A 19,300-nucleotide genomic window follows, 5' to 3' on the forward strand; every position below is an offset into this window, starting at 1 on the left:
GTGGCTTCGGCGCTGGCTCGGCTCTCGGCTGTTGCGGCTGTGCTTCAGCTGTTCTTGGACAGGGCCAGGCGCAGCAGGTCGGCCACGGTGTTGACGTTGAGCTTTTCCATGATGTTGGCGCGGTGCGCCTCCACGGTCTTGATGGAAATGCCCAGGTCGTCGGCAATCTGCTTGTTCAGCCGGCCGGCCACGATGCGCTCCAGCACCTGCTGCTCGCGCGTGGTGAGCTTGCCCAGCAGGTCCTTGGCGGCGCGCTGCTCGCGCGCGGCGGAGTGGTCGGTGCGGGCCTTTTGCAGCATGCGCTCCACCAGCGATCGCAGTTCGGACTCATCGAACGGCTTTTCGATGAAGTCGATGGCGCCCTTCTTCATGGTGGAGACTGCCATCGGCACGTCGCCGTGGCCGGTGATGAAGACGATCGGGATATTGATATTTTCCGCGATCATGCGTTCCTGCAGCTCGGGCCCGCTCATGCCCGGCATCCGCACGTCCAGGATCAGGCAGGAGACCTGGCCCGAGTCGTAGGCGGAAAGGAACTGTTCGGCGCTGGTAAAGCTGCGAACCTGGTAGCCATTGCCCTCCAGCAGCCAGGTCAGCGAGTCGCGCATGGCTTCATCGTCGTCGACGATGAAGACGGTCTCGCCGCGGTGGGAGGTGGGGTTTGGCGTTACGGTCATGAAGTCTCCTGGGACATCAAAGTCATTTGCCGCCAAGTGTAACCGGGCCGGGCGGCAAGCGACAGGGGCGGCCTTGGCGCGCCTTATCTTGTCTTGTCAATGCCGGGCGGCCCGCCCGGCGTCGTGTGGGCCGATTATTGGTCGATCAGTGCCGGCTGCAGCGGCAGCATGATCTTGAATGTGCAGCCAATGCCGTCGGCATTGTTCTCCACCCACAGGCGTCCCTGGTGGGACTCGATGATGGAGCGGCAGATATTCAGGCCCATGCCCATGCCGTCGGACTTGGTGCTGAAGAACGGTTCAAACAGGCGCTCCTTCGTGGCCTCGTCGACGCCAGGGCCCTGGTCGATCACGTCGATGCGCATGTTCGGGCCGATCTCGCCCGGCTCGATGCGTGCGTGCAGGCGCACCACGCCGGTGGCGCGCAGCGCCGGCAGCCCGGCCATGGCCTCGACGGCGTTCTTGAGCAGGTTGACCAGCACTTGCTCGATCAGCACCGGATCGACGAACAGCACCACTGGCGGCGGCGGCAGCCGGGTCAGGATGGTGACGCGGCGGCGGGTGGCCTCCAGGTCGGCCAGCCCGACCGCGTCGGCCACGATGTCGTGCAGCGCGGCTTCGCGGCGCTGGGGCTGGCTGCGCTTCACGAAGCCCCGGATGCGGCTGATGATGGTGCCGGCGCGCACGGCCTGCGCCGAGGTCTTTTCCAGGATCGGGATCAGGTCCTCGGCGGTGCTGCGCCCGGAGCGCAGCCGGGCCACCGCGCCCATGCAGTAGTTGTTGATTGCCGCCAGCGGCTGGTTCAGCTCGTGCGCGAGCGACGACGCCATCTCGCCCATGGTGGTCAGGCGGCTGGTGAACTGCAGCCGTTCCTCATGCTGGCGCGCCATTTCCTCGGCGGCCTTGCGCACCGTGATATCGGTGGCGATCTGCATCTGCGCCAGATGGCCGTCGACCCACTGAATGTAGCGGCGGCGCACTTCGAACCATTTCTGCATGTCGGGCACGAAGACTTCCCGCGCGTCCGAGGAGTAGGGCATCAGTTCCGAGGCCGGCAGGCCGGCGTAGGCGTCGACGAAGTCGGTGGCGTCGCTGGAGACCTGCTCCTTGTCGACCTCGCCGCCGGCCAGCTTCAGGTGGCCCTCGGCTTCCCAGCCGAACAGCTGACGGTAATAGCGGTTGGCGAACAGCAACTCAGGCTTGTCGGTCGCCAGTACGGACACCGCGGCGTCCAGGCTTTCCAGCACCGTGGTGAAGCGGTCGTGGGCGGCGGCGAGTTCCTCGCGGGCGCGCTTGGGCTCGGTGATGTCTGTCATCGAGGCCATCCAGCCGGTGTGCCTGCCGCGGCTGTCCACCAGCGGCGAGACATACATGCGGGCGTAGAAGCTGCTGCCGTCGCGCCGCATGGCGCGCATCTCATAGCCGCTGGCCGGGGACTTGCCCTGCAGCGTCAGGTCGATCTGCTTTTGCATCTCCTGATGGTCGTTGGGCGGCCAATAGGGGAAGGGCGGCACGCGGCCGACCAGATCGCTGTCCTGCCAGCCCGTCATGCGGCAGAAGGCGGGATTGACGTAGGTGATGCGGCCGTTCAGGTCGAGTGCGCGCAACCCGATCAGCATCGAGTTTTCCATCGCGCGGCGAAACGACGTCTCGGCCAGCAAGGCGCGCTGCGCCTCGGAGCGCCGGCTGGTGTGGCGCCACATGCTCCACAGGCTCCACAGCAGGAAGCACGACAGCCCCACCACCAGCCACAGCAGCATGTTGTTGGGCAGGTTGGAGGCGGGCGGGTAGGCGTCGGCGCGCAGCGACAGCGAGTGCCCCGGCGGGTCCAGCAGCACCTCGTAGGACAGCGCGTTGCCTGGCACCGGCCGCAACGAAGTGCTGGCGCGGATCTGGTTGTTCTTGTCGATCAGCGAGAAGCGGTAGCGCTCGGTCAGCTCCGGCGGCAGCAGGTGGGTCAGGATGCCGTTGACGGAGTAAAGCGCGCCGAGGGTGCCGAGGAACTCGTTGTCCCGCACGATCGGCACCTCCATCAGCATGAAGCTGTCGCCGCGGTCGTTGACCAGCGGGCGTGAGTACACCACGCGCTGGGTTTCGCGGGCGGCGTCGAAGGTATCGAGCACCTCGGGCTCCAGCGGCTGGTCCTGGGTTTCGCGCAGCCGGCTGGCAAATTCGGAGGTGGACGGCAGCGACCAGCGCCCGCGCCGGGTCGCGTCCAGCCAGTTGACGAAGACGATTTCCGGGTTCTCGCGCAGGATTTCCTGCGCGGCGGTGCGGTAGGCGCCCTGGTCCAGCTGGGCGGCGGCGATGTCGCGCGCCAGCGAGGCTAGCTGGTCCTGGTTGCTCAGCAGGGACAGGCGCACGCGCTGCTGCGCCCAGGCCGCGTCGCGATAAAGCGCGTCGCGTTGCTGCTGGCGCTCGGTTTCATGGAGCGACCACAGGATCACGCCCATCGCCACCGTGAACAGCACGATCGCCACCAGCGGGATGAACATGAACCAGCTGGTCGCCACCAGGTTGCGCCAGCGCAGCCACCACAATCCGCGCGGCGGCCCGTTGACGGCAGCGGGCTCGTCCACGTGGCCAAGCGTATCGAGGGACGTCAGCGGGTTGGGCGGGGCGGTCAGCGTAGGGTCGCTGCCGCTCGCCTTGGCGGAGCCGGAAGCGGAGGGAGGGACGACTGCGGCGCGCAGGTGGGAAAAGAAATCTTTGAGGGACGGCATGGTGGGATTGACGACTGACCGACCAGTGTAGCGGGATTGCGGCGCCCCGTCGCTTGGGGTAAGCGCCAATGCGGCGCTGCGGCATTCCTGCCGAAGGCGCGACGGGTGAATGCCGTTTGGCGGCAAGGGCTGGCGCAGTTTTGTGGTGCGCTGCCGCAATATTTCATATTGTAAGAAACCATATCGCAATTTGAAAATTAGGCTTGTCTTGCCCAATGTGCTTCCATAGAATCGGTCCGACCGAAAAGTGCGGACGGCAGTGCTGCGTCCGGTCCTGCCAGCCTTGCTGGCAAGTCCGGCGAAGCGCTAGCGAAGGACCGTGCGAAGACACTCGCGGCCCGCGCGCCGTACCGTAGTCACACCGTCAGGCCGGGGCTCCCACCACAAGAATCGGGGGGCACCGAGGCAGGAATTCACCAGGAGACAGTCATGTCAGCTGTACCAGAGCAGATCCTCGGCGCAAGCAGCGCCAACGACGCCGATCCCCAGGAAACCCACGAGTGGCTTGATGCCCTGCAGGGCGTGATCGCCGCCGAAGGCACCGACAGGGCCGCCTTCCTGATCGAAAAGCAGATCGAATACGCACGCGTGAACGGCGTCACCCAGCCGTTCCACGCTGAAACGCAGTACATCAACACCATCCCGGTGGAGCGGCAGGCCCGCATTCCCGGCGACCAGGACATCGAGCACCGCATCCGCTCGTACACCCGCTGGAACGCCATGGCGATGGTGCTGCGCGCCAACAAGCACACCAACGTTGGCGGCCATATTTCCTCGTTTGCCTCGGCGGCCACGCTGTATGACGTCGGCTATAACCACTTCTGGCACGCCCCGTCCGAGAAACACGGCGGCGACCTGGTATTCGTGCAGGGCCACTCGGCCCCTGGCGTGTATTCGCGCGCCTTCCTGCTCGGCCGCCTGAGCACGGAACAGCTCGACAGCTTCCGCCAGGAAGTCGACGGCAAGGGCATCTCGTCCTACCCGCACCCGTGGCTGATGCCGGACTTCTGGCAATTCCCGACGGTGTCGATGGGGCTGGGCCCGATCATGGCCATCTACCAGGCCCGCTTCATGAAGTACCTGCACAGCCGCGGCCTGGTGCAGACCGAAGGCCGCAAGGTCTGGGCGTTCCTGGGCGACGGCGAGACCGACGAGCCGGAATCGCTTGGCGCGATCGGCATGGCCGGGCGCGAGAAGCTGGACAACCTGGTGTTCGTGATCAACTGCAACCTGCAGCGCCTGGATGGCCCGGTGCGCGGCAACGGCAAGATCATCCAGGAACTCGAATCCGAGTTCCGCGGCGCCGGCTGGAACGTGATCAAGGTGGTGTGGGGTAGCCGCTGGGACCAGTTGCTGGCACGCGACCACAAGGGCTTGCTGATGAAGCGCATGATGGATTGCGTGGACGGCGAGTACCAGACCTTCAAGGCCAAGGATGGCGCCTACGTGCGCGAGCATTTCTTCAATAGCCCTGAGCTCAAGGCGATGGTGGCCGACTGGTCCGACGAGGACATCTGGCGCCTGAACCGTGGCGGCCATGATCCGCACAAGATCTATGCCGCCTACAGCGCCGCCAACGAGCACAAGGGCCAGCCCACGCTGATCCTGGCCAAGACCATCAAGGGCTATGGCATGGGCGACGCCGGCCAGGCCATGAACATCAGCCACCAGCAAAAGAAGATGCCGGTGGACGCGATCCGCCGCTTCCGCGACCAGTTCAACATCCCGGTCACCGACGACAAGATCGAGGAAGTGCCGTACATCACCTTCGAGGAAGGCTCGAAGGAACTCGAATACATGCGCGCCCGCCGCATGGACCTGGGCGGCTACCTGCCGGCCCGCCGCCAGAAGGCGGAAGCCCTGAAGGTGCCTGAGCTGTCCGCCTTCGACGCGCTGCTCAAGGCCACCAGCGAAGGCCGTGAAGTGTCCACCACCATGGCCTTCGTACGGATACTGAACACGCTGCTCAAGGACAAGCAGATCGGCAAGCACGTGGTGCCCATCGTGCCCGACGAGTCGCGCACCTTCGGCATGGAAGGCCTGTTCCGCCAGATCGGCATCTGGAACCAGCAAGGCCAGAAGTACGTGCCGGAAGACCACGACCAGCTGATGTTCTACAAGGAATCGCAGACTGGCCAGGTGCTGCAGGAAGGCATCAATGAAGCCGGCGCCATGTGCGACTGGATCGCCGCCGCCACGTCGTACTCGACGCATGGCATCCAGATGATCCCGTTCTACATCTATTACTCGATGTTCGGCATCCAGCGTATCGGCGACCTGTGCTGGGCGGCTGCCGACATGCGCTCGCGCGGTTTCCTGCTGGGCGGCACCTCGGGCCGCACCACGCTCAACGGCGAAGGCCTGCAGCACGAAGACGGCCACTCGCACGTGTTCCACGCCGCGATCCCGAACTGCATCTCGTATGACCCGACCTTCCAGTACGAGCTGGCGGTGGTCATGCAGGACGGCCTGCGCCGCATGTACGCCGAGCAGGAAGACGTGTACTACTACCTGACGGTGATGAACGAGAACTACGAACATCCGGAAATGCCGGCTGGCGTAGAGGGCGACATCGTCAAGGGCATGTACCAGTTCAAGAAGGGCGTGGAAAACAGCAATGCGCCGCGCGTGCAGCTGCTGGGTTCGGGCACGATCTTCCGTGAGGTGATCGCCGCCGCCGACCTGCTCAAGAAGGACTGGGGCGTGGAGTCGGACCTGTGGGGCTGCCCGAGCTTTACCGAACTGGCCCGCGAAGGCCACGACGTGGAGCGCTGGAACCTGCTGCACCCGACCGAGACGCAACGCGAATCGCACGTGACCAAGAGCCTCAAGTCCGTGCGTGGCCCGGTGATCGCCTCGACCGACTACGTGCGCGCCTTCGCCGACCAGATCCGTCCTTTCGTGCCGCGTCGCTTCGTGGTGCTGGGCACCGACGGTTTCGGCCGCTCGGACACCCGCGAAAAGCTGCGTCATTTCTTTGAGGTCGATCGTCACTGGGTGACGCTGGCTGCACTGAAAGCGCTGGCCGACGAAGGTGCCATCGGTCGTGACAAGGTGGCCGAAGCCATCAAGAAGTACAACCTCGACCCCAACAAGCCGAACCCGATGTCGGTCTAAGCAGACCGGCTGCACGAACCCCCGCAGGAGCGGCAATGCCGCGTGCGCGGGCGCCGGGCTGATGTCCGGCGCCTTGCGGCGCGGCGGCGTGACAGATCGCGGCGGTGAGGGTAACCTCACACGCTCGTGTTTGTCGTGCGCGCCGGCCTGCCCAGGAGACACTGAATGAGTCAAGCGATTGAAATCAAGGTGCCGGATATCGGCGATTACGACGCCGTTCCCGTCATCGAAGTGCACGTGAAACCGGGCGACACCATCAACGCGGAAGACGCGCTGGTGACGCTGGAATCGGACAAGGCCACGATGGACGTGCCTTCGCCCCAGGGCGGCACTGTCAAGGAAGTCAGGATCAAGATTGGCGACAACGTCGCCGAAGGCACCGTGCTGGTGATGCTGGAGCCCGCCGGCCAGGCTGCCACCGCACCCGCCCCGGCCGCAGCCGCACCGGCTCCCGCAGCCGCCGCGCCGGCACCCGCCCCGACGCCGGCTCCGGCCGCCGCCAGCGCTCCCGCGCCGGCCGCTGCCGCCGGCCCGGTTGAGGTCAAGGTGCCGGACATCGGCGACTACGACTCGGTCCCGGTGATCGAAGTCCACGTCAAGCCGGGCGACACCATCAACGCCGAAGACGCGCTGGTGACGCTGGAGTCCGACAAGGCCACCATGGACGTGCCGTCGCCAGCCGCCGGCGTGGTCAAGGAAGTCCGGATCAAGGTCGGTGACAACGTCGCCGAAGGCACGCTGATCCTGATTCTCGAAGGCGCCGCCAGCGCTGCGGCCAGCGCGCCTGCCGCTGCTGCCCCGGCTGCTGCTGCCGCTGCTCCGGCTCCCGCTCCTGTAGCCAGCGCCCCGGCCCCGGTCCCTGCGGCCGCGCCCGCCGCCGCCGCTCCGGTAGCCGGCGTGACCGGCACCGCTGCCCATGCCAGCCCCTCCGTGCGCAAGTTCGCGCGCGAACTGGGCGTGGACGTGTCGCGCGTGCCGGGCACCGGCCCCAAGGGACGGATCACCCAGGACGACGTGCAGGCCTACGTCAAGGGCGTGATGAGCGGTCATGCCGCGGCTCCGGCAAAGGCAGCCGCTGCCCCGGCTGGTGGTGGCGAGCTGAACCTGCTGCCGTGGCCGAAGGTGGATTTCACCCGTTTTGGCGAGGTCGAAAGCAAGCCACTGTCGCGCATCAAGAAGCTCTCGGGCGCGAACCTGCATCGTAACTGGGTGATGATTCCCCACGTCACCAATCACGACGAGGCCGACATCACCGAGCTGGAAGCCTTCCGCGTGCAGCTCAACAAGGAATACGAGAAGCAAGGCGTCAAGGTCACCATGCTGGCCTTCATGATCAAGGCCGCCGTCGCCGCGCTGAAGAAATTCCCGAATTTCAACGCGTCGCTCGATGGCGAGAACCTGGTGCTGAAGCAGTATTTCAACATCGGTTTCGCGGCTGACACGCCGAACGGCCTGGTTGTGCCGGTGATCAAGAACGCCGACAAGAAGGGCGTGATCGAGATCGGCCAGGAAATGAACGAACTGGCCAAGCTGGCGCGCGACGGCAAGCTCAAGCCGGACCAGATGCAAGGCGGCTGCTTCTCGATCTCCTCGCTGGGCGGCATCGGCGGCACGTATTTCACGCCGATCATCAACGCGCCGGAAGTGGCCATCATGGGCGTGTGCAAGTCGTACCAGAAGCCGGTGTGGGATGGCAAGCAGTTCGTGCCACGCCTGACGCTGCCGCTGTCGCTGTCGTGGGATCACCGCGTCATCGACGGTGCGGAAGCGGCTCGCTTCAACACCTATTTCGGTCAGTTGCTGGCCGATTTCCGCCGCATCCTGCTGTAAGGCGGGCAGGGCGCGCCGGGCCTCGCGGCCATGCGCGCCCTTACCTGCAACGTCTGCAACGTCTGCAACCTGCAAACAGGAAGCGAGCCCATGACTACCTGCGTTGTCGTCAAAAAGGCCGGCGAAGTGGCGATTGCCGCCGACGCGCTGGTGACGTTTGGCGACACCCGGCTCACGCGCGCCTACGAGCGCAACCAGAAGGTGTTCCCGGTGGGTGACAGCTTCGTGGCGCTCGCTGGCACCACCGCGCACTTCCCGGTCATGCGCAGCCTGTTGGCCGGGCTGGGCGAGGATTGCCGGCTGGGTTCGCGCGATGAGGTCTTCCGGACCTTCCTCAAAGTGCATGAAAAACTCAAGAACGAGTATTTCATCAACACCAAGGAGGACGAGGACGATCCTTACGAGTCCTCGCAGATCGTCTGCCTGATTGCCAATCCGGCCGGCATCTTCGGCGTGTATTCGTACCGCGAAGTCTTCTCGTTCGATCGTTTCTGGGGCATTGGCTCGGGGCGTAACTACGCCTTGGGCGCCATGCACGCGGTCTACGACCAGCCGGGCCTGGCCGCCCGCGAGATTGCGCGCATCGGGGTGGATGCAGGGGTGGAGTTCGACAAGAGTTCGGCAGGCCCGGTCGAGGTGCAGGTGGTGCAACTGGCTGACATGGCTGGCGACGGAGCAACCAATAACGATGGCGCGCCCCGCATCTGAAGCGGAGCGCGTTCTTGAGGAGCAAAACATGAGTGTGATCGAAGTCCAGGTGCCGGATATCGGCGATTTCGACGCGGTGGAAGTCATCGAGGTGCTGGTCAAGGCTGGCGATACGGTCGAGCAGGAGCAATCGCTGATCGTGCTCGAGTCCGACAAGGCCAGCATGGATGTGCCGTCGTCCGCCGCCGGCAAGGTGGTGGAGGTGCGCATCAAGGTGGGCGACAAGGTTGCCAAGGGCGCCGTCATCTGCACACTGGAGAGCGAAGCCGCGGCCAAGCCGGCGGCCGCGCCTGTCTCTGCACCTGCACCTGCGCCTGCGCAGGTATCCGCGCCTGCCGCGGCTCCGGCTCCCGTGGCCGCCGCGCATGCGGGCAGCGCGGATATCACCTGCGACATGCTGGTGCTCGGCGCCGGCCCTGGTGGCTACTCGGCCGCCTTCCGCAGCGCCGATCTCGGCATGAACACCGTGCTGGTCGAACGCTACAGCACGCTTGGCGGGGTCTGCCTGAACGTGGGTTGCATCCCCTCCAAGGCGCTGCTGCACAACGCCGCCGTGATTGACGAAGCCAAGGCCCTGGCGGCCCACGGCATCCTGTTCGGCGAGGCCAAGATCGACCTCGACGGGCTGCGCCACTACAAGGAAACCGTGGTCGGCAAGCTGACCGGCGGCCTGGCCGGCATGGCCAAGGCCCGCAAGGTACAGGTCGTGCGCGGTATCGGCACCTTCCTCGACCCGCATCACCTCGAGGTGCAGGAAACCGAAGGTGACGCCAAGGCGACGACAGGCAAGAAGACGGTGATCCGTTTCGAAAAAGCCGTCATCGCCGCCGGCAGCCAGGCGGTCAAGTTGCCTTTCATCCCCGAGGACCCACGCATCGTCGACTCCACTGGCGCGCTGGAATTGCCGGAAGTGCCCAACAAGATGCTGGTCATCGGCGGCGGCATCATCGGGCTGGAAATGGCCACGGTGTACAGCACGCTGGGCGCCAGCATCGACGTGGTGGAAATGCTCGATGGCCTGATGCAGGGCGCCGACCGCGACCTGGTCAAGGTCTGGGACAAGATGAACAAGAAGCGCTTCGACAAGGTCATGCTCAAGACCAAGACGGTCGGCGTGGAAGCGAAGCCGGACGGCATCTACGTCAAGTTCGAAGGCGAGCAGGCGCCGGCCGAGCCGCAACGCTACGACCTGGTGCTGGTGTCGGTGGGCCGCGTGCCCAACGGCAAGCGCATCGGCGCGGAGAAGGCGGGGGTGGCGGTCACGGATCGCGGCTTTATCGACGTCGACAAGCAGATGCGCACCAATGTGCCGCACATCTTCGCGATCGGCGACATCGTCGGCCAGCCCATGCTGGCCCACAAGGCGGTGCACGAAGCGCACGTGGCAGCGGAAGCCGCGCACGGCGAGAAGGCCTACTTTGACGTCAAGCAGATCCCGTCGGTGGCCTACACCGATCCGGAAGTGGCCTGGGCCGGCGTGACCGAAGACCAGTGCAGGGCGCAGGGGATCAAGTACAGCAAGAGCGTGTTCCCGTGGGCAGCATCCGGCCGTGCCATTGCCAATGGCCGCGACGAAGGCTTTACCAAGCTGATCTTCGACGAGGAAACCCACCGGATCATCGGCGGCGGCATCGTCGGCACGCATGCCGGCGATCTGATCAGCGAAGTCTGCCTGGCAGTCGAGATGGGCGCCGATGCCGTGGATATCGGCAAGACCATCCACCCGCACCCGACGCTGGGCGAATCCATCGGCATGGCAGCCGAGATCTACGAAGGTGTCTGCACCGACGTCCCGCCGCCGCGCAAGCGCTAAGCGCTAAACGTCGCCGACACTAGAGAGGCCCGCCGTATGGCGGGCCTTTTTACGCCCTGATCCGCAATTAACCGCCGGATTTTTTGCCGCACACGCTTGCGGCTGCGCCGGCCAAAGCTTGCCTGCAGCGGGGAGGGCGTGTGTCCGTATGTCCGAGTGCCTGCTTGCCCATGTGTCGCGGGCAAAAAAATCCCGGCGCATGGCCGGGAATGAATCGATATTGGAATACATGGAAACCAGATACCGAGGAGACACCGTAGGAGGGCAGGGCGGCTTGAGTCGCCTTCCGTGCTGCCTTCGTTGGCAAAATGCGCTGGCCATGCCAGGCGCGCTTTGCCAACGAACCGGCCGAAGCCGGTCCGTTTCCTGCCGTCGCGGATTAGGCGGCGGTGGTGGCCTTCTTGGTCGCGGTGCGAGCCGTGGCGCTGGCTTGCTGTGCGGCCTTGGTGGCGGCGCTGGCGGCTGCCTGGAAGTTGGTCTCAGCGATTTCAACGGCTTGCTTGGTGGCCTTCTGGACCGACTCGTAAGCGTTGTTGGCGGCGCTGATCGCGGACTTCACGATGGCAACGGTCGACTCGGAGCCGGCCGGGGCGTTCTTGGCGAGGTTCTCGACCAGGGTTTGCACCTTCTTCGAGTTCTCAGCCAGCTGGGCTTCGGCGACCTTGGTGAATTCAGCCTGGGTTTCCGAGGCGATTTCGTACACGTGGCGGCTGTAGGCCAGGGCCTTTTCGGCAACCGGTTGGGCCAGCGAGGTCTGGAGGGCCAGCAATTCCTGGGCGTCCTTGGCCGAGAGGGCCTTCTTGGCGGTGTCCACGTTTTCAGCGAACGTGGCCTTGACGACTTGCAGGTTCAGTTCGACCAGCTTTTCGATGCCTTCAAAAGCTTTGGTGGTCAGGCCAAACAGGGTTTCGAGGTTGGCTTTTTGCGCTGCGGCGACTTGTTCCGGGGTGAAGCTCATGCTGGTCTCCAATAATGAAGTTCAAGGTCATGCAAAATTAGGCCGCCCAGATGTCAAAGCCATGACGAAATCAAGGTTGAACCTGTTTTTTCGTCAGCCAGCCCCAGGCGTAAGGGGGTTATCGGCGCGCTCCGCTTGCTCTGCAAAATCGATGGTGCGCCGCAACAATTCCAATTGTAGGGAAAAGAAAAACGGTGTCAAGGGCTTCTTGTGCATTGCACAAATAACTGTTGTTGAAGTCGATGCACTGTCACATTTTGGCTGCGCAGCACCGGCAGGCGTGCCACGCCCGGCATCTTGCGGGGGGAGGCAGGGGAGGGGTGGCACACCCTGGCGCCGGCACAGTGCTACCATCGCGGTCTGCCGGAATTGCCGTCTCGCAAGGGCGCGACCAGCCGGCCGATGCACCACGGCCAAGTTGCCGCGACCGGCCGCCCGCCTATGTTTGCCCTCATGCTCGCTTTTTACGCCGATCATTTTGTCCTGCCCCTACCTGAGGGCCACCGCTTCCCGATGCGCAAGTACAGCATGTTGAGGGAGGCGGTCGAGCGCGATGTGCCGGGGCTGGTGCTGATCGAGGCGCCGCGGGCCGGGGACGATGCCTTGCTGCTGGCGCACACGCCGGAATATGTCGCGAGCGTCTCCCGGGGCGAACTGGACCCGGCGCGCCAGCGCGAGATCGGCTTTCCCTGGTCGCACGCCATGGTCGAGCGCTCGCGGCGCTCCGCTGGTGCCACCATCGAGGCCTGCCGCGTAGCGCTGCGTGAGGGCATCTCGGTCAACTTGGCGGGCGGCACCCATCACGCCTATGCCGATAAGGGCGGTGGCTTCTGCGTCTTCAACGACGCGGCCATCGCCGCGCGCCAACTGCGCCGCGACGGCCGGGTGGCGCGCGTGGCCGTGGTCGATCTCGACGTGCACCAGGGCAACGGCACCGCCTCCATCCTGCGTGACGATCCCTTCGTCTTCACGCTGTCCCTGCATGGCGAGAAGAACTATCCCTTTCGCAAGGAGGCCAGCGATCTCGACGTGGGCCTGCCCGATGGCTGCGACGACGAGGCTTACGCCCAAGCGCTGCAGGGCGCACTCCATACGCTGTTCGCGCGTTTTGCTCCCGACCTGATCATTTATCTGGCCGGGGCCGATCCGCATGAGGGCGACCGGCTTGGACGCCTGAAACTGACGCTGGCCGGGCTGGCCCGGCGCGACCGCCTGGTGTTTGACGCAGCCCTGGAACGCGGCCTGCCCATTGCCGTGACCATGGCCGGCGGCTACGGCAACCAGATCGAGAATACCGTCGCCGTGCATGCACAGACCATCGCACTCGCCACGCAATATCACGAGCGCTATGCCCGGCGCGACAAGCCGGACGCCGCCGGTGCAGGTGCGATCCCGCTAACCGGCGATACGGAGAAGGCACAGCAATGAGCGCAACCAGCCAGGCCCATGTGGCACGCGGCAACTTGTGGATGGCCGCCATGCCGTGGCTGTTCGTCGTGATCTGGAGCACGGGATTCATCGTAGCCAAGTACGGCATGCCGCACGCGGAGCCGATGACCTTCCTGTTTCTGCGCTTTGTCGGTGTGCTGGTGCTGATGGTGCCCTTCGTGCTGATGGCGCGTGTCCCGCTGCCGCAGCACGCCGGGGCGACCGACTGGCGCATGGTGGGGCACATCGCACTGGCAGGGCTGTTCCTGCAGGCGGGCTACCTGGGGGGCGTGTGGGCAGCGGTCAAGCTCGGCATGCCAGCGGGCGTCTCCGCGCTGATCGTTGGCATGCAGCCAATCCTGACCGCGCTGGCGGCCTCGCGCATGGGCGAGGTCATCGGGCGGCGCCAATGGCTGGGGTTGCTGCTCGGCATCCTTGGCGTGGGCCTGGTGGTGGCAAACAAACTGTCGGCCAGCGGGCTGTCCGCGCCAAGCCTGCTGCTGGCGCTGGGCGCCTTGTTCTCGATCACCTTCGGCACGCTGTATCAGAAACGCCATTGCCCGATGTTCGACCTGCGCATGGGCTCGGTGATCCAGTTCGCCGCGGCGGCGCTGGCCTGCCTGCCTTTCATGTTCCTGACCGAAACCCGTCACGTCGAGTGGAATGCCGAGATGGTCGGCGCGCTCGCCTGGTCGGTGGTCGCGTTGTCCATCGGGGCCATCTCGCTGCTGTTCCTGTTGATCCGCCAAGGCGCGGCCACCAAGGTATCCAGCCTCATGTACCTTACCCCGCCGACCACCGCCGCCATGGCGTGGCTGCTGTTCGGCGAGAGCTTCCCGCCGCTGGCCGCGCTTGGCATGGCCCTGGCCGCCGGTGGCGTTGCGCTGGTGATCCGCCGCTAATTTCCCCTTCTCGCGCTTTTCGATGAAACCGACCGCAGATACCCGCAGCGCCTATCGTCATTTCCAGCCCATCACCACGCGCTGGATGGATAACGACGTCTATGGCCACGTCAACAACGTCATCTACTACAGTTATTTCGATACCGTGGTGAACACCTACCTGATCCGGGAGGGCGTGCTGGATATCGAGTCCGGCGACACCATCGGGCTGGTGATCGAGACGCAATGCAATTACTTTGCCGCGCTGAGTTTTCCTGACACGGTGGTGGCGGGGCTGCGCGTGGCGCGGCTGGGCAATTCGAGCGTGCGCTACGAAGTGGGCCTGTTCCGTAACGACGAAGACGTAGCTGCGGCGCAGGGCCATTTTGTTCATGTCTATGTGGATCGCGCCACGCGCCGCCCGGTGCCGCTACTGCCCGCGCTGCGCGATGCGCTGCAGGCCCTGGTGTGCGAACCCGCGGATGCCAACGCGTGATCCGGCCCGCGCAAAGGAGTTGACAACCATGGATTCGCAGCAGAAACGGGGCGCCGCCCTGATCGATCAGGCCATCATCACGCGCCGCTCGGTGCGCGCGTTTCTCGATACGCCGGTGCCGCGCGCCGTGGTCAATGAGATCCTGGCCGTGGCCAGCCGGGCCCCGTCGGGCACCAACGCCCAGCCATGGCGGGTCTATGTGCTGACTGGCGATGCCAAGGTGAAGCTGTCGGCCGACGTGCTGGCCGCTTACGACGATCCGCAGCGCGACAGCAAGTATCGCGAGGAGTATCCCTACTATCCACGCGAGTGGGTGGCGCCGTACATTGATCGCCGCCGCAAGGTAGGTTGGGACCTGTACAGCCTGCTGCAGATCAGCCGCGAGGACAAGGCGCGCATGCATGCGCAGCACGCGCGCAACTTCACGTTCTTCGGTGCCCCGGTGGGCATGATCTTCACGATAGACCGCATCCTGGAGCTGGGCAGCTGGCTGGACTATGGGATGTTCCTGCAAAGCATCATGGTGGCGGCGCGGGCGCGCGGGCTGGATACCTGTCCGCAGGCGGCGTTCACCCAGTTCCACGCGGTCATCGGCAATCACTTGCGCCTGCCGGCGGATGAAATGGTGGTGTGCGGCATGGCCCTGGGCCATGCCGACCCCGCCGCCATAGAGAATACCCTTAGTACCGAGCGTGAACCGGTAAGCGGGTTCGCGCGTTTCTTATCTTAAGAAGCTGTCGGCGGCGAAGGCCAGCTTTGTGCCGTCGCTGTCCGCTGCATGTTGGCTCGGGGCAACCCGGTGGGCGGGTGAGAAAGATGAAACGGTGTGGAATTACCACAGCCGACGTCGGTCTTAATGCACGTGTCATGTGATGTGTGCCACGCATTTGCCGTAATGTGGAATTGTTTGCAAATCGAACTTTAAAGAGGCTTCGTAAGTCTTTAATCTTGCTAACAATTTCTTTTTTTCCTAAACTGGCGCAATCCTAGTTGCGCGCTGAATGAATCATGTTCCGGTCTGATTCCCCCCTATTTTTGCGATTCTTCGGCTCTACCCCTCTTACTTCGGTTGCGGCCTCTGTGCTGTTGACCGTTTCCATGCTGGCCGCCCCTGTGGCCGATGCCGCGACGAAAACGTCGGACACCGCTAAAACCAGCAAAAAGTCGGCAAAAGTCGCCAAGTCCGAAAAAAAATCGGCAAATTCCCCCTCTAAATCCGCGAAATCCAAGCAGGTCGTCGCGACCAGCGGCAAGGCCGAGCACGCCACGACGCGCAAGGTCGTGGTACTGAAAAACGGTAAGCGCACCGTGGTGGCGCAGCGCCAGGCGGTACCGGTTCGTGCAGCGTTCATCCCCGCGAAACCCTCGCTGGGCGAGGCGCTCGGCCTGCGTGACACCGAAGACGCGCTCGCGCTGCGCTCCAGCGTGGCGCTGGTGATGGATCAGAACTCCAACGAAGTGCTGTTCCAGAAGAACGCCGCCGCGGTCCTGCCGATCGCCTCGATCACCAAGCTGATGACCGCGCTGGTTGTGATGGACGCGCGCCAGCCCATGGACGAGGTGCTCACCATCAACGAGGAAGACCGCGACAACGAAAAGCACAGCAGTTCGCGCCTGCGCTTTGGCGCGCAGCTCTCCCGTCAGGAGGCGCTCCTGCTGGCGCTGATGTCGTCGGAGAATCGTGCGGCATCGGTGCTGGGCCGCAGCTACCCGGGCGGCCTGCCGGCCTTTGTGCAGGCCATGAACCGCAAGGCGCGCGAGCTCGGCATGAACGACAGCCACTTTGTCGATTCGAACGGCTTGTCGAGCAGCAATGTATCGAGCGCGATGGACCTCGTGCGCATGGTCAACGCGGCGTACCGCAATCCCACCATCCGCGAGTTTTCGACGCAGACCGAGCATGAGGTCAATGTACTGGGCCGCACCCAGCACTACGTCAGCACCAACCGCCTGGTTCGCGGCGGCAACTGGGAGATCGGCCTGCAGAAAACAGGCTTTATCTCCGAGGCTGGCCAGTGCCTGGTGATGCAGGCACGCGTAAATGGCCGCAATGTGGTGATGGTGTTCCTGGATTCCGTTGGCAAGCTGTCCCGCTTCGCCGATGCCAACCGCGTCAAGGACTGGCTGGAACACGTGCAGACCGGGCCTGGCCGCCCTTTTCCGACGTCCCCAAACCTGACGCAAGGGCCTGGCAACCCCACTAGCCCCCAGGCAATCCTGACCGCCCAGCAGCCTCGCGGCATCTGATGGCGGCACCGGAGTGATCTGGCCGCCTGCTGCTTGAAGTCAAAAAACGCGCCGTCACCGGCGCGTTTTTCCTTGGGGAGTGGGCGGCGCGCTTAGAGCAGCTTGCCCGGATTCATGATGCCGGCCGGATCCAGCAACTGCTTGATGCCCCGCATCATGCGCAGCTCGAGTGGGTCCTTGAGGCGCAGGAAATCATCGCGCTTGAGCTGGCCGATGCCATGCTCGGCGCTGATGCTGCCGCCGTAGCGCGCCACCTCATCCAGCACTTCGGCGGTCAGCGCCTTGCCATGCTGCGCGGTCCAGTCGCGCTGCGCGCCCGCGGGGCGCGACAGGTTGTAGTGCAGGTTGCCGTCGCCGAAATGCCCAAAGATAAACGGGCGGATGCTGGGACTGATGGCCTTGAGGCGCGCCTCCATCGACACCATGAAGGCTGGGATCTGCTCGATCGGCAGCGACACATCGTGCTTCAGGTGCGGCCCGTCGGCACGCTGGGCCTCGGAGATTTCCTCGCGCAGCTTCCACAGGCTCTGCAGTTGCGACAGCGACGCAGAGACGGCGGCGTCCAGGCACAGTTCGCGCTCCAGCGCCTCGCCAATCACGCGCTCCAGCAGCACGTTGAGGGCGGCTTCGTCGGTGGTGTCGGCCAGCTCCACCAGCACATAGGCGGGATAGCGTTGGCTGAAGGGCTCCTGCACGCCCTCCGCGTGCTTGAGCACGAGGTCGACACAATCGCCGGTGAAGAATTCGAAGGCTTGCAGGCGAGCGCCGCACTGCGCGAACAGCAACTCGAAGAGCTCCAGCGCCTGCAGCGGGGAGGCCACCGCCGCAAGCACTACCGAGCGTGCGTCAGTGCGCGGAAACAGGCGCAGCGCTGCCGCGGTAATGACGCCCAGCGTGCCTTCCGAGCCGATCAGCAATTGCTTGAGGTCGTAGCCGGTGTTGTCCTTGCGCAAGGCGCGCAGGCCGTGAAAGATCTCGCCATTGGGCAGCACGGCTTCCACGCCCAGCACCAGCTCGCGGGTCATGCCGTAGCGCACCACATTGACCCCGCCCGCGTTGGTCGCGAGATTGCCGCCGATCTGGCAGGAGTCCTCGGCCGCCAGGCTGAGCGGCAGCAGGCGATGCGCCTCCTGCGCGGCGCGCCGCAGGTTGCCCAGGATGCAGCCCGCTTCGGCGATGAGCGTGTTGGCGATGGTATCGATCGAGCGGATCGCGTTCATGCGGTCCATGCTCAGGACCACGTTGGCGGGGCTGCTGTCCGGCGCGGCGCCGCCGCACAGGCCGGTGTTGCCACCACGCGGCACCACCGGCACCGCGGCCTGCTGGCATAAGGCCAGGCAACGTGCCACTTCATCCACCGAGCGCGGGCGCACCACGGCCTGCGCATTGCCACGGTAAAGGCCGCGCCAGTCGGCGAGCCACGGTGCAACCTGGTCTGGCTCGGTGGCGACCACGTCGGGGCCTAGCGCCTCGATCAGGCGGGGCAGGAAAGCTAAGTCTTGCATGATGGGTCTATCCGGAGTGGCAATGCGGCTTCAGGCCGCGGAATGAGTGGGATCCTGGCCGCTGGTGAGGGGCTTGCCGCGCGCTGCCAGCTGCAGGCCCAGGCGTGCCGCCGCACCGCGCAGGTGGGCTACCGCCGCGGCGCGCGCTTGTTCAGGGTTGCCGGCGCGGATCGCGTGGAATATGGCCAGGTGTTCCTGGTGGACCTGTTCGGACAGGCCCTCCTGCTGGCGGGTATTGAGCCGCGCCACATGCACGGCCTGGTGCAGTTGCAGGTTCAGGTACTGCAGCAACTGCAGGTAGTACTTGTTGTGGGTGGCGGTGGCGATCGCCACATGGAAGGCCGTGTCTGCCTCGGCGCTGTGGTGCGGGTCGTGCAATTGCGCCGCGAGCCGGTCCAGCAGCGCCTGCATGCCGGCGACATCCTGCGCGGTGCGCCGCAGCGCCGCCAGCGCGGCGGCGGCGCTTTCCAGATTGAGCCGCAGCTCGTAGATGCTGGCCAGTTCGTCGCGATCGATGCCGATTTCCTGCGGCAGCTGGAAGCCGGCATTGCCCACGCGCGAGCGCACCGTGCTACCCACGCCCTGGCGGCTTTCCACCAGGCCTTGGGAGCGCAGGTGCTCGGTCACCTCGCGGATGACGGCCGGGCTGACACCGTATTGCTCGGCAAGCTGCTTGCCGGTCGGCAGCCGGGCGCCAACGGGGTAGGTGCCGCCGGCGATCTCGGCGCGCAACTGCTGGGTTACCTGTTCGGTGAGGGTAATGGCTTTGGTCCGCATGCCCAGCAGGATATAGCTATTCAGGTTATCTGAAAACTAAGGGTATATACTTAGTTTTGGCTGAAGCTATCCGGAGGGGAAGGGGGTAGGAAAGGGGAAGCGGGCGAGGTAAGGGTTCGGCGCGAAGGGCGCGTGGCTCC

Annotated in this window: 14 protein-coding genes; 9 read left to right on the plus strand and 5 right to left on the minus strand. The window is 64.9% G+C overall.

What is annotated here, in order from left to right; all coding sequences use genetic code 11:
• Positions 1-44: 44 nt before the first annotated feature.
• Positions 45-677, minus strand: coding sequence for a response regulator transcription factor (locus RR42_RS07355; protein WP_006155997.1), 633 nt, complete (start codon positions 675-677; stop codon positions 45-47).
• Between the two features lie 134 nt (positions 678-811).
• On the minus strand, positions 812-3,400 hold the full coding sequence (locus RR42_RS07360; protein ID WP_043345225.1) for a PAS domain S-box protein: 2,589 nt from the start codon (positions 3,398-3,400) through the stop codon (positions 812-814).
• 429 nt (positions 3,401-3,829) lie between these two features.
• Here RR42_RS07360 and aceE point away from each other — a divergent pair, with 429 nt between their 5' ends.
• The 4 genes from aceE to lpdA all read left to right on the plus strand — a co-directional run bounded on the left by aceE (position 3,830) and on the right by lpdA (position 10,868).
• On the plus strand, positions 3,830-6,517 hold the full coding sequence (gene aceE / locus RR42_RS07365) for a pyruvate dehydrogenase (acetyl-transferring), homodimeric type (RefSeq protein ID WP_043345226.1): 2,688 nt from the start codon (positions 3,830-3,832) through the stop codon (positions 6,515-6,517).
• Positions 6,518-6,682: 165 nt separating this feature from the next.
• Positions 6,683-8,347: a dihydrolipoyllysine-residue acetyltransferase gene (aceF, locus tag RR42_RS07370; RefSeq protein WP_043345228.1), complete on the plus strand. Its 1,665-nt coding sequence runs from the start codon at positions 6,683-6,685 to the stop codon at positions 8,345-8,347.
• A gap of 90 nt (positions 8,348-8,437) precedes the next feature.
• Positions 8,438-9,055, plus strand: a complete 618-nt coding sequence (locus RR42_RS07375; protein ID WP_043345231.1) for an MFS transporter — start codon at positions 8,438-8,440, stop codon at positions 9,053-9,055.
• Between the two features lie 28 nt (positions 9,056-9,083).
• Positions 9,084-10,868, plus strand: coding sequence for a dihydrolipoyl dehydrogenase (lpdA, locus tag RR42_RS07380; protein WP_043345234.1), 1,785 nt, complete (start codon positions 9,084-9,086; stop codon positions 10,866-10,868).
• A gap of 379 nt (positions 10,869-11,247) precedes the next feature.
• Here lpdA and phaP1 read toward each other — a convergent pair whose 3' ends face one another.
• Positions 11,248-11,826 (minus strand): TIGR01841 family phasin PhaP1, encoded by a 579-nt coding sequence (phaP1, locus tag RR42_RS07385; RefSeq protein ID WP_043345236.1) that lies wholly within the window; start codon positions 11,824-11,826, stop codon positions 11,248-11,250.
• A 453-nt stretch (positions 11,827-12,279) separates the two neighbouring features.
• Between phaP1 and RR42_RS07390 the strand changes: the two genes are divergently transcribed.
• The 5 genes from RR42_RS07390 to pbpG all read left to right on the plus strand — a co-directional run bounded on the left by RR42_RS07390 (position 12,280) and on the right by pbpG (position 16,878).
• Positions 12,280-13,254, plus strand: a complete 975-nt coding sequence (locus tag RR42_RS07390; RefSeq protein WP_043351574.1) for a histone deacetylase — start codon at positions 12,280-12,282, stop codon at positions 13,252-13,254.
• Positions 13,251-14,156 (plus strand): DMT family transporter, encoded by a 906-nt coding sequence (locus tag RR42_RS07395; RefSeq protein WP_043345238.1) that lies wholly within the window; start codon positions 13,251-13,253, stop codon positions 14,154-14,156. The genes RR42_RS07390 and RR42_RS07395 overlap by 4 nt, the downstream gene beginning before the upstream one ends.
• A gap of 22 nt (positions 14,157-14,178) precedes the next feature.
• A complete protein-coding gene (locus tag RR42_RS07400; RefSeq protein ID WP_043345240.1) occupies positions 14,179-14,631 on the plus strand; it encodes an acyl-CoA thioesterase in 453 nt (150 codons plus the stop codon).
• 28 nt (positions 14,632-14,659) lie between these two features.
• Positions 14,660-15,361: a nitroreductase gene (locus RR42_RS07405; RefSeq protein ID WP_043345242.1), complete on the plus strand. Its 702-nt coding sequence runs from the start codon at positions 14,660-14,662 to the stop codon at positions 15,359-15,361.
• A 368-nt stretch (positions 15,362-15,729) separates the two neighbouring features.
• Positions 15,730-16,878, plus strand: a complete 1,149-nt coding sequence (gene pbpG, locus RR42_RS07410; protein ID WP_043351576.1) for a D-alanyl-D-alanine endopeptidase — start codon at positions 15,730-15,732, stop codon at positions 16,876-16,878.
• A 92-nt stretch (positions 16,879-16,970) separates the two neighbouring features.
• Here pbpG and RR42_RS07415 read toward each other — a convergent pair whose 3' ends face one another.
• The gene (locus tag RR42_RS07415) at positions 16,971-18,383 is read right to left on the minus strand and encodes an FAD-binding oxidoreductase (RefSeq protein WP_043345244.1); all 1,413 of its coding nucleotides are present in this window, start codon (positions 18,381-18,383) and stop codon (positions 16,971-16,973) included.
• Positions 18,384-18,413: 30 nt separating this feature from the next.
• Positions 18,414-19,160: a FadR/GntR family transcriptional regulator gene (locus RR42_RS07420; RefSeq protein WP_043345246.1), complete on the minus strand. Its 747-nt coding sequence runs from the start codon at positions 19,158-19,160 to the stop codon at positions 18,414-18,416.
• Positions 19,161-19,300 lie beyond the last annotated feature (140 nt).

This window comes from Cupriavidus basilensis (genome assembly GCF_000832305.1).
GTDB lineage: Bacteria > Pseudomonadota > Gammaproteobacteria > Burkholderiales > Burkholderiaceae > Cupriavidus > Cupriavidus basilensis_F.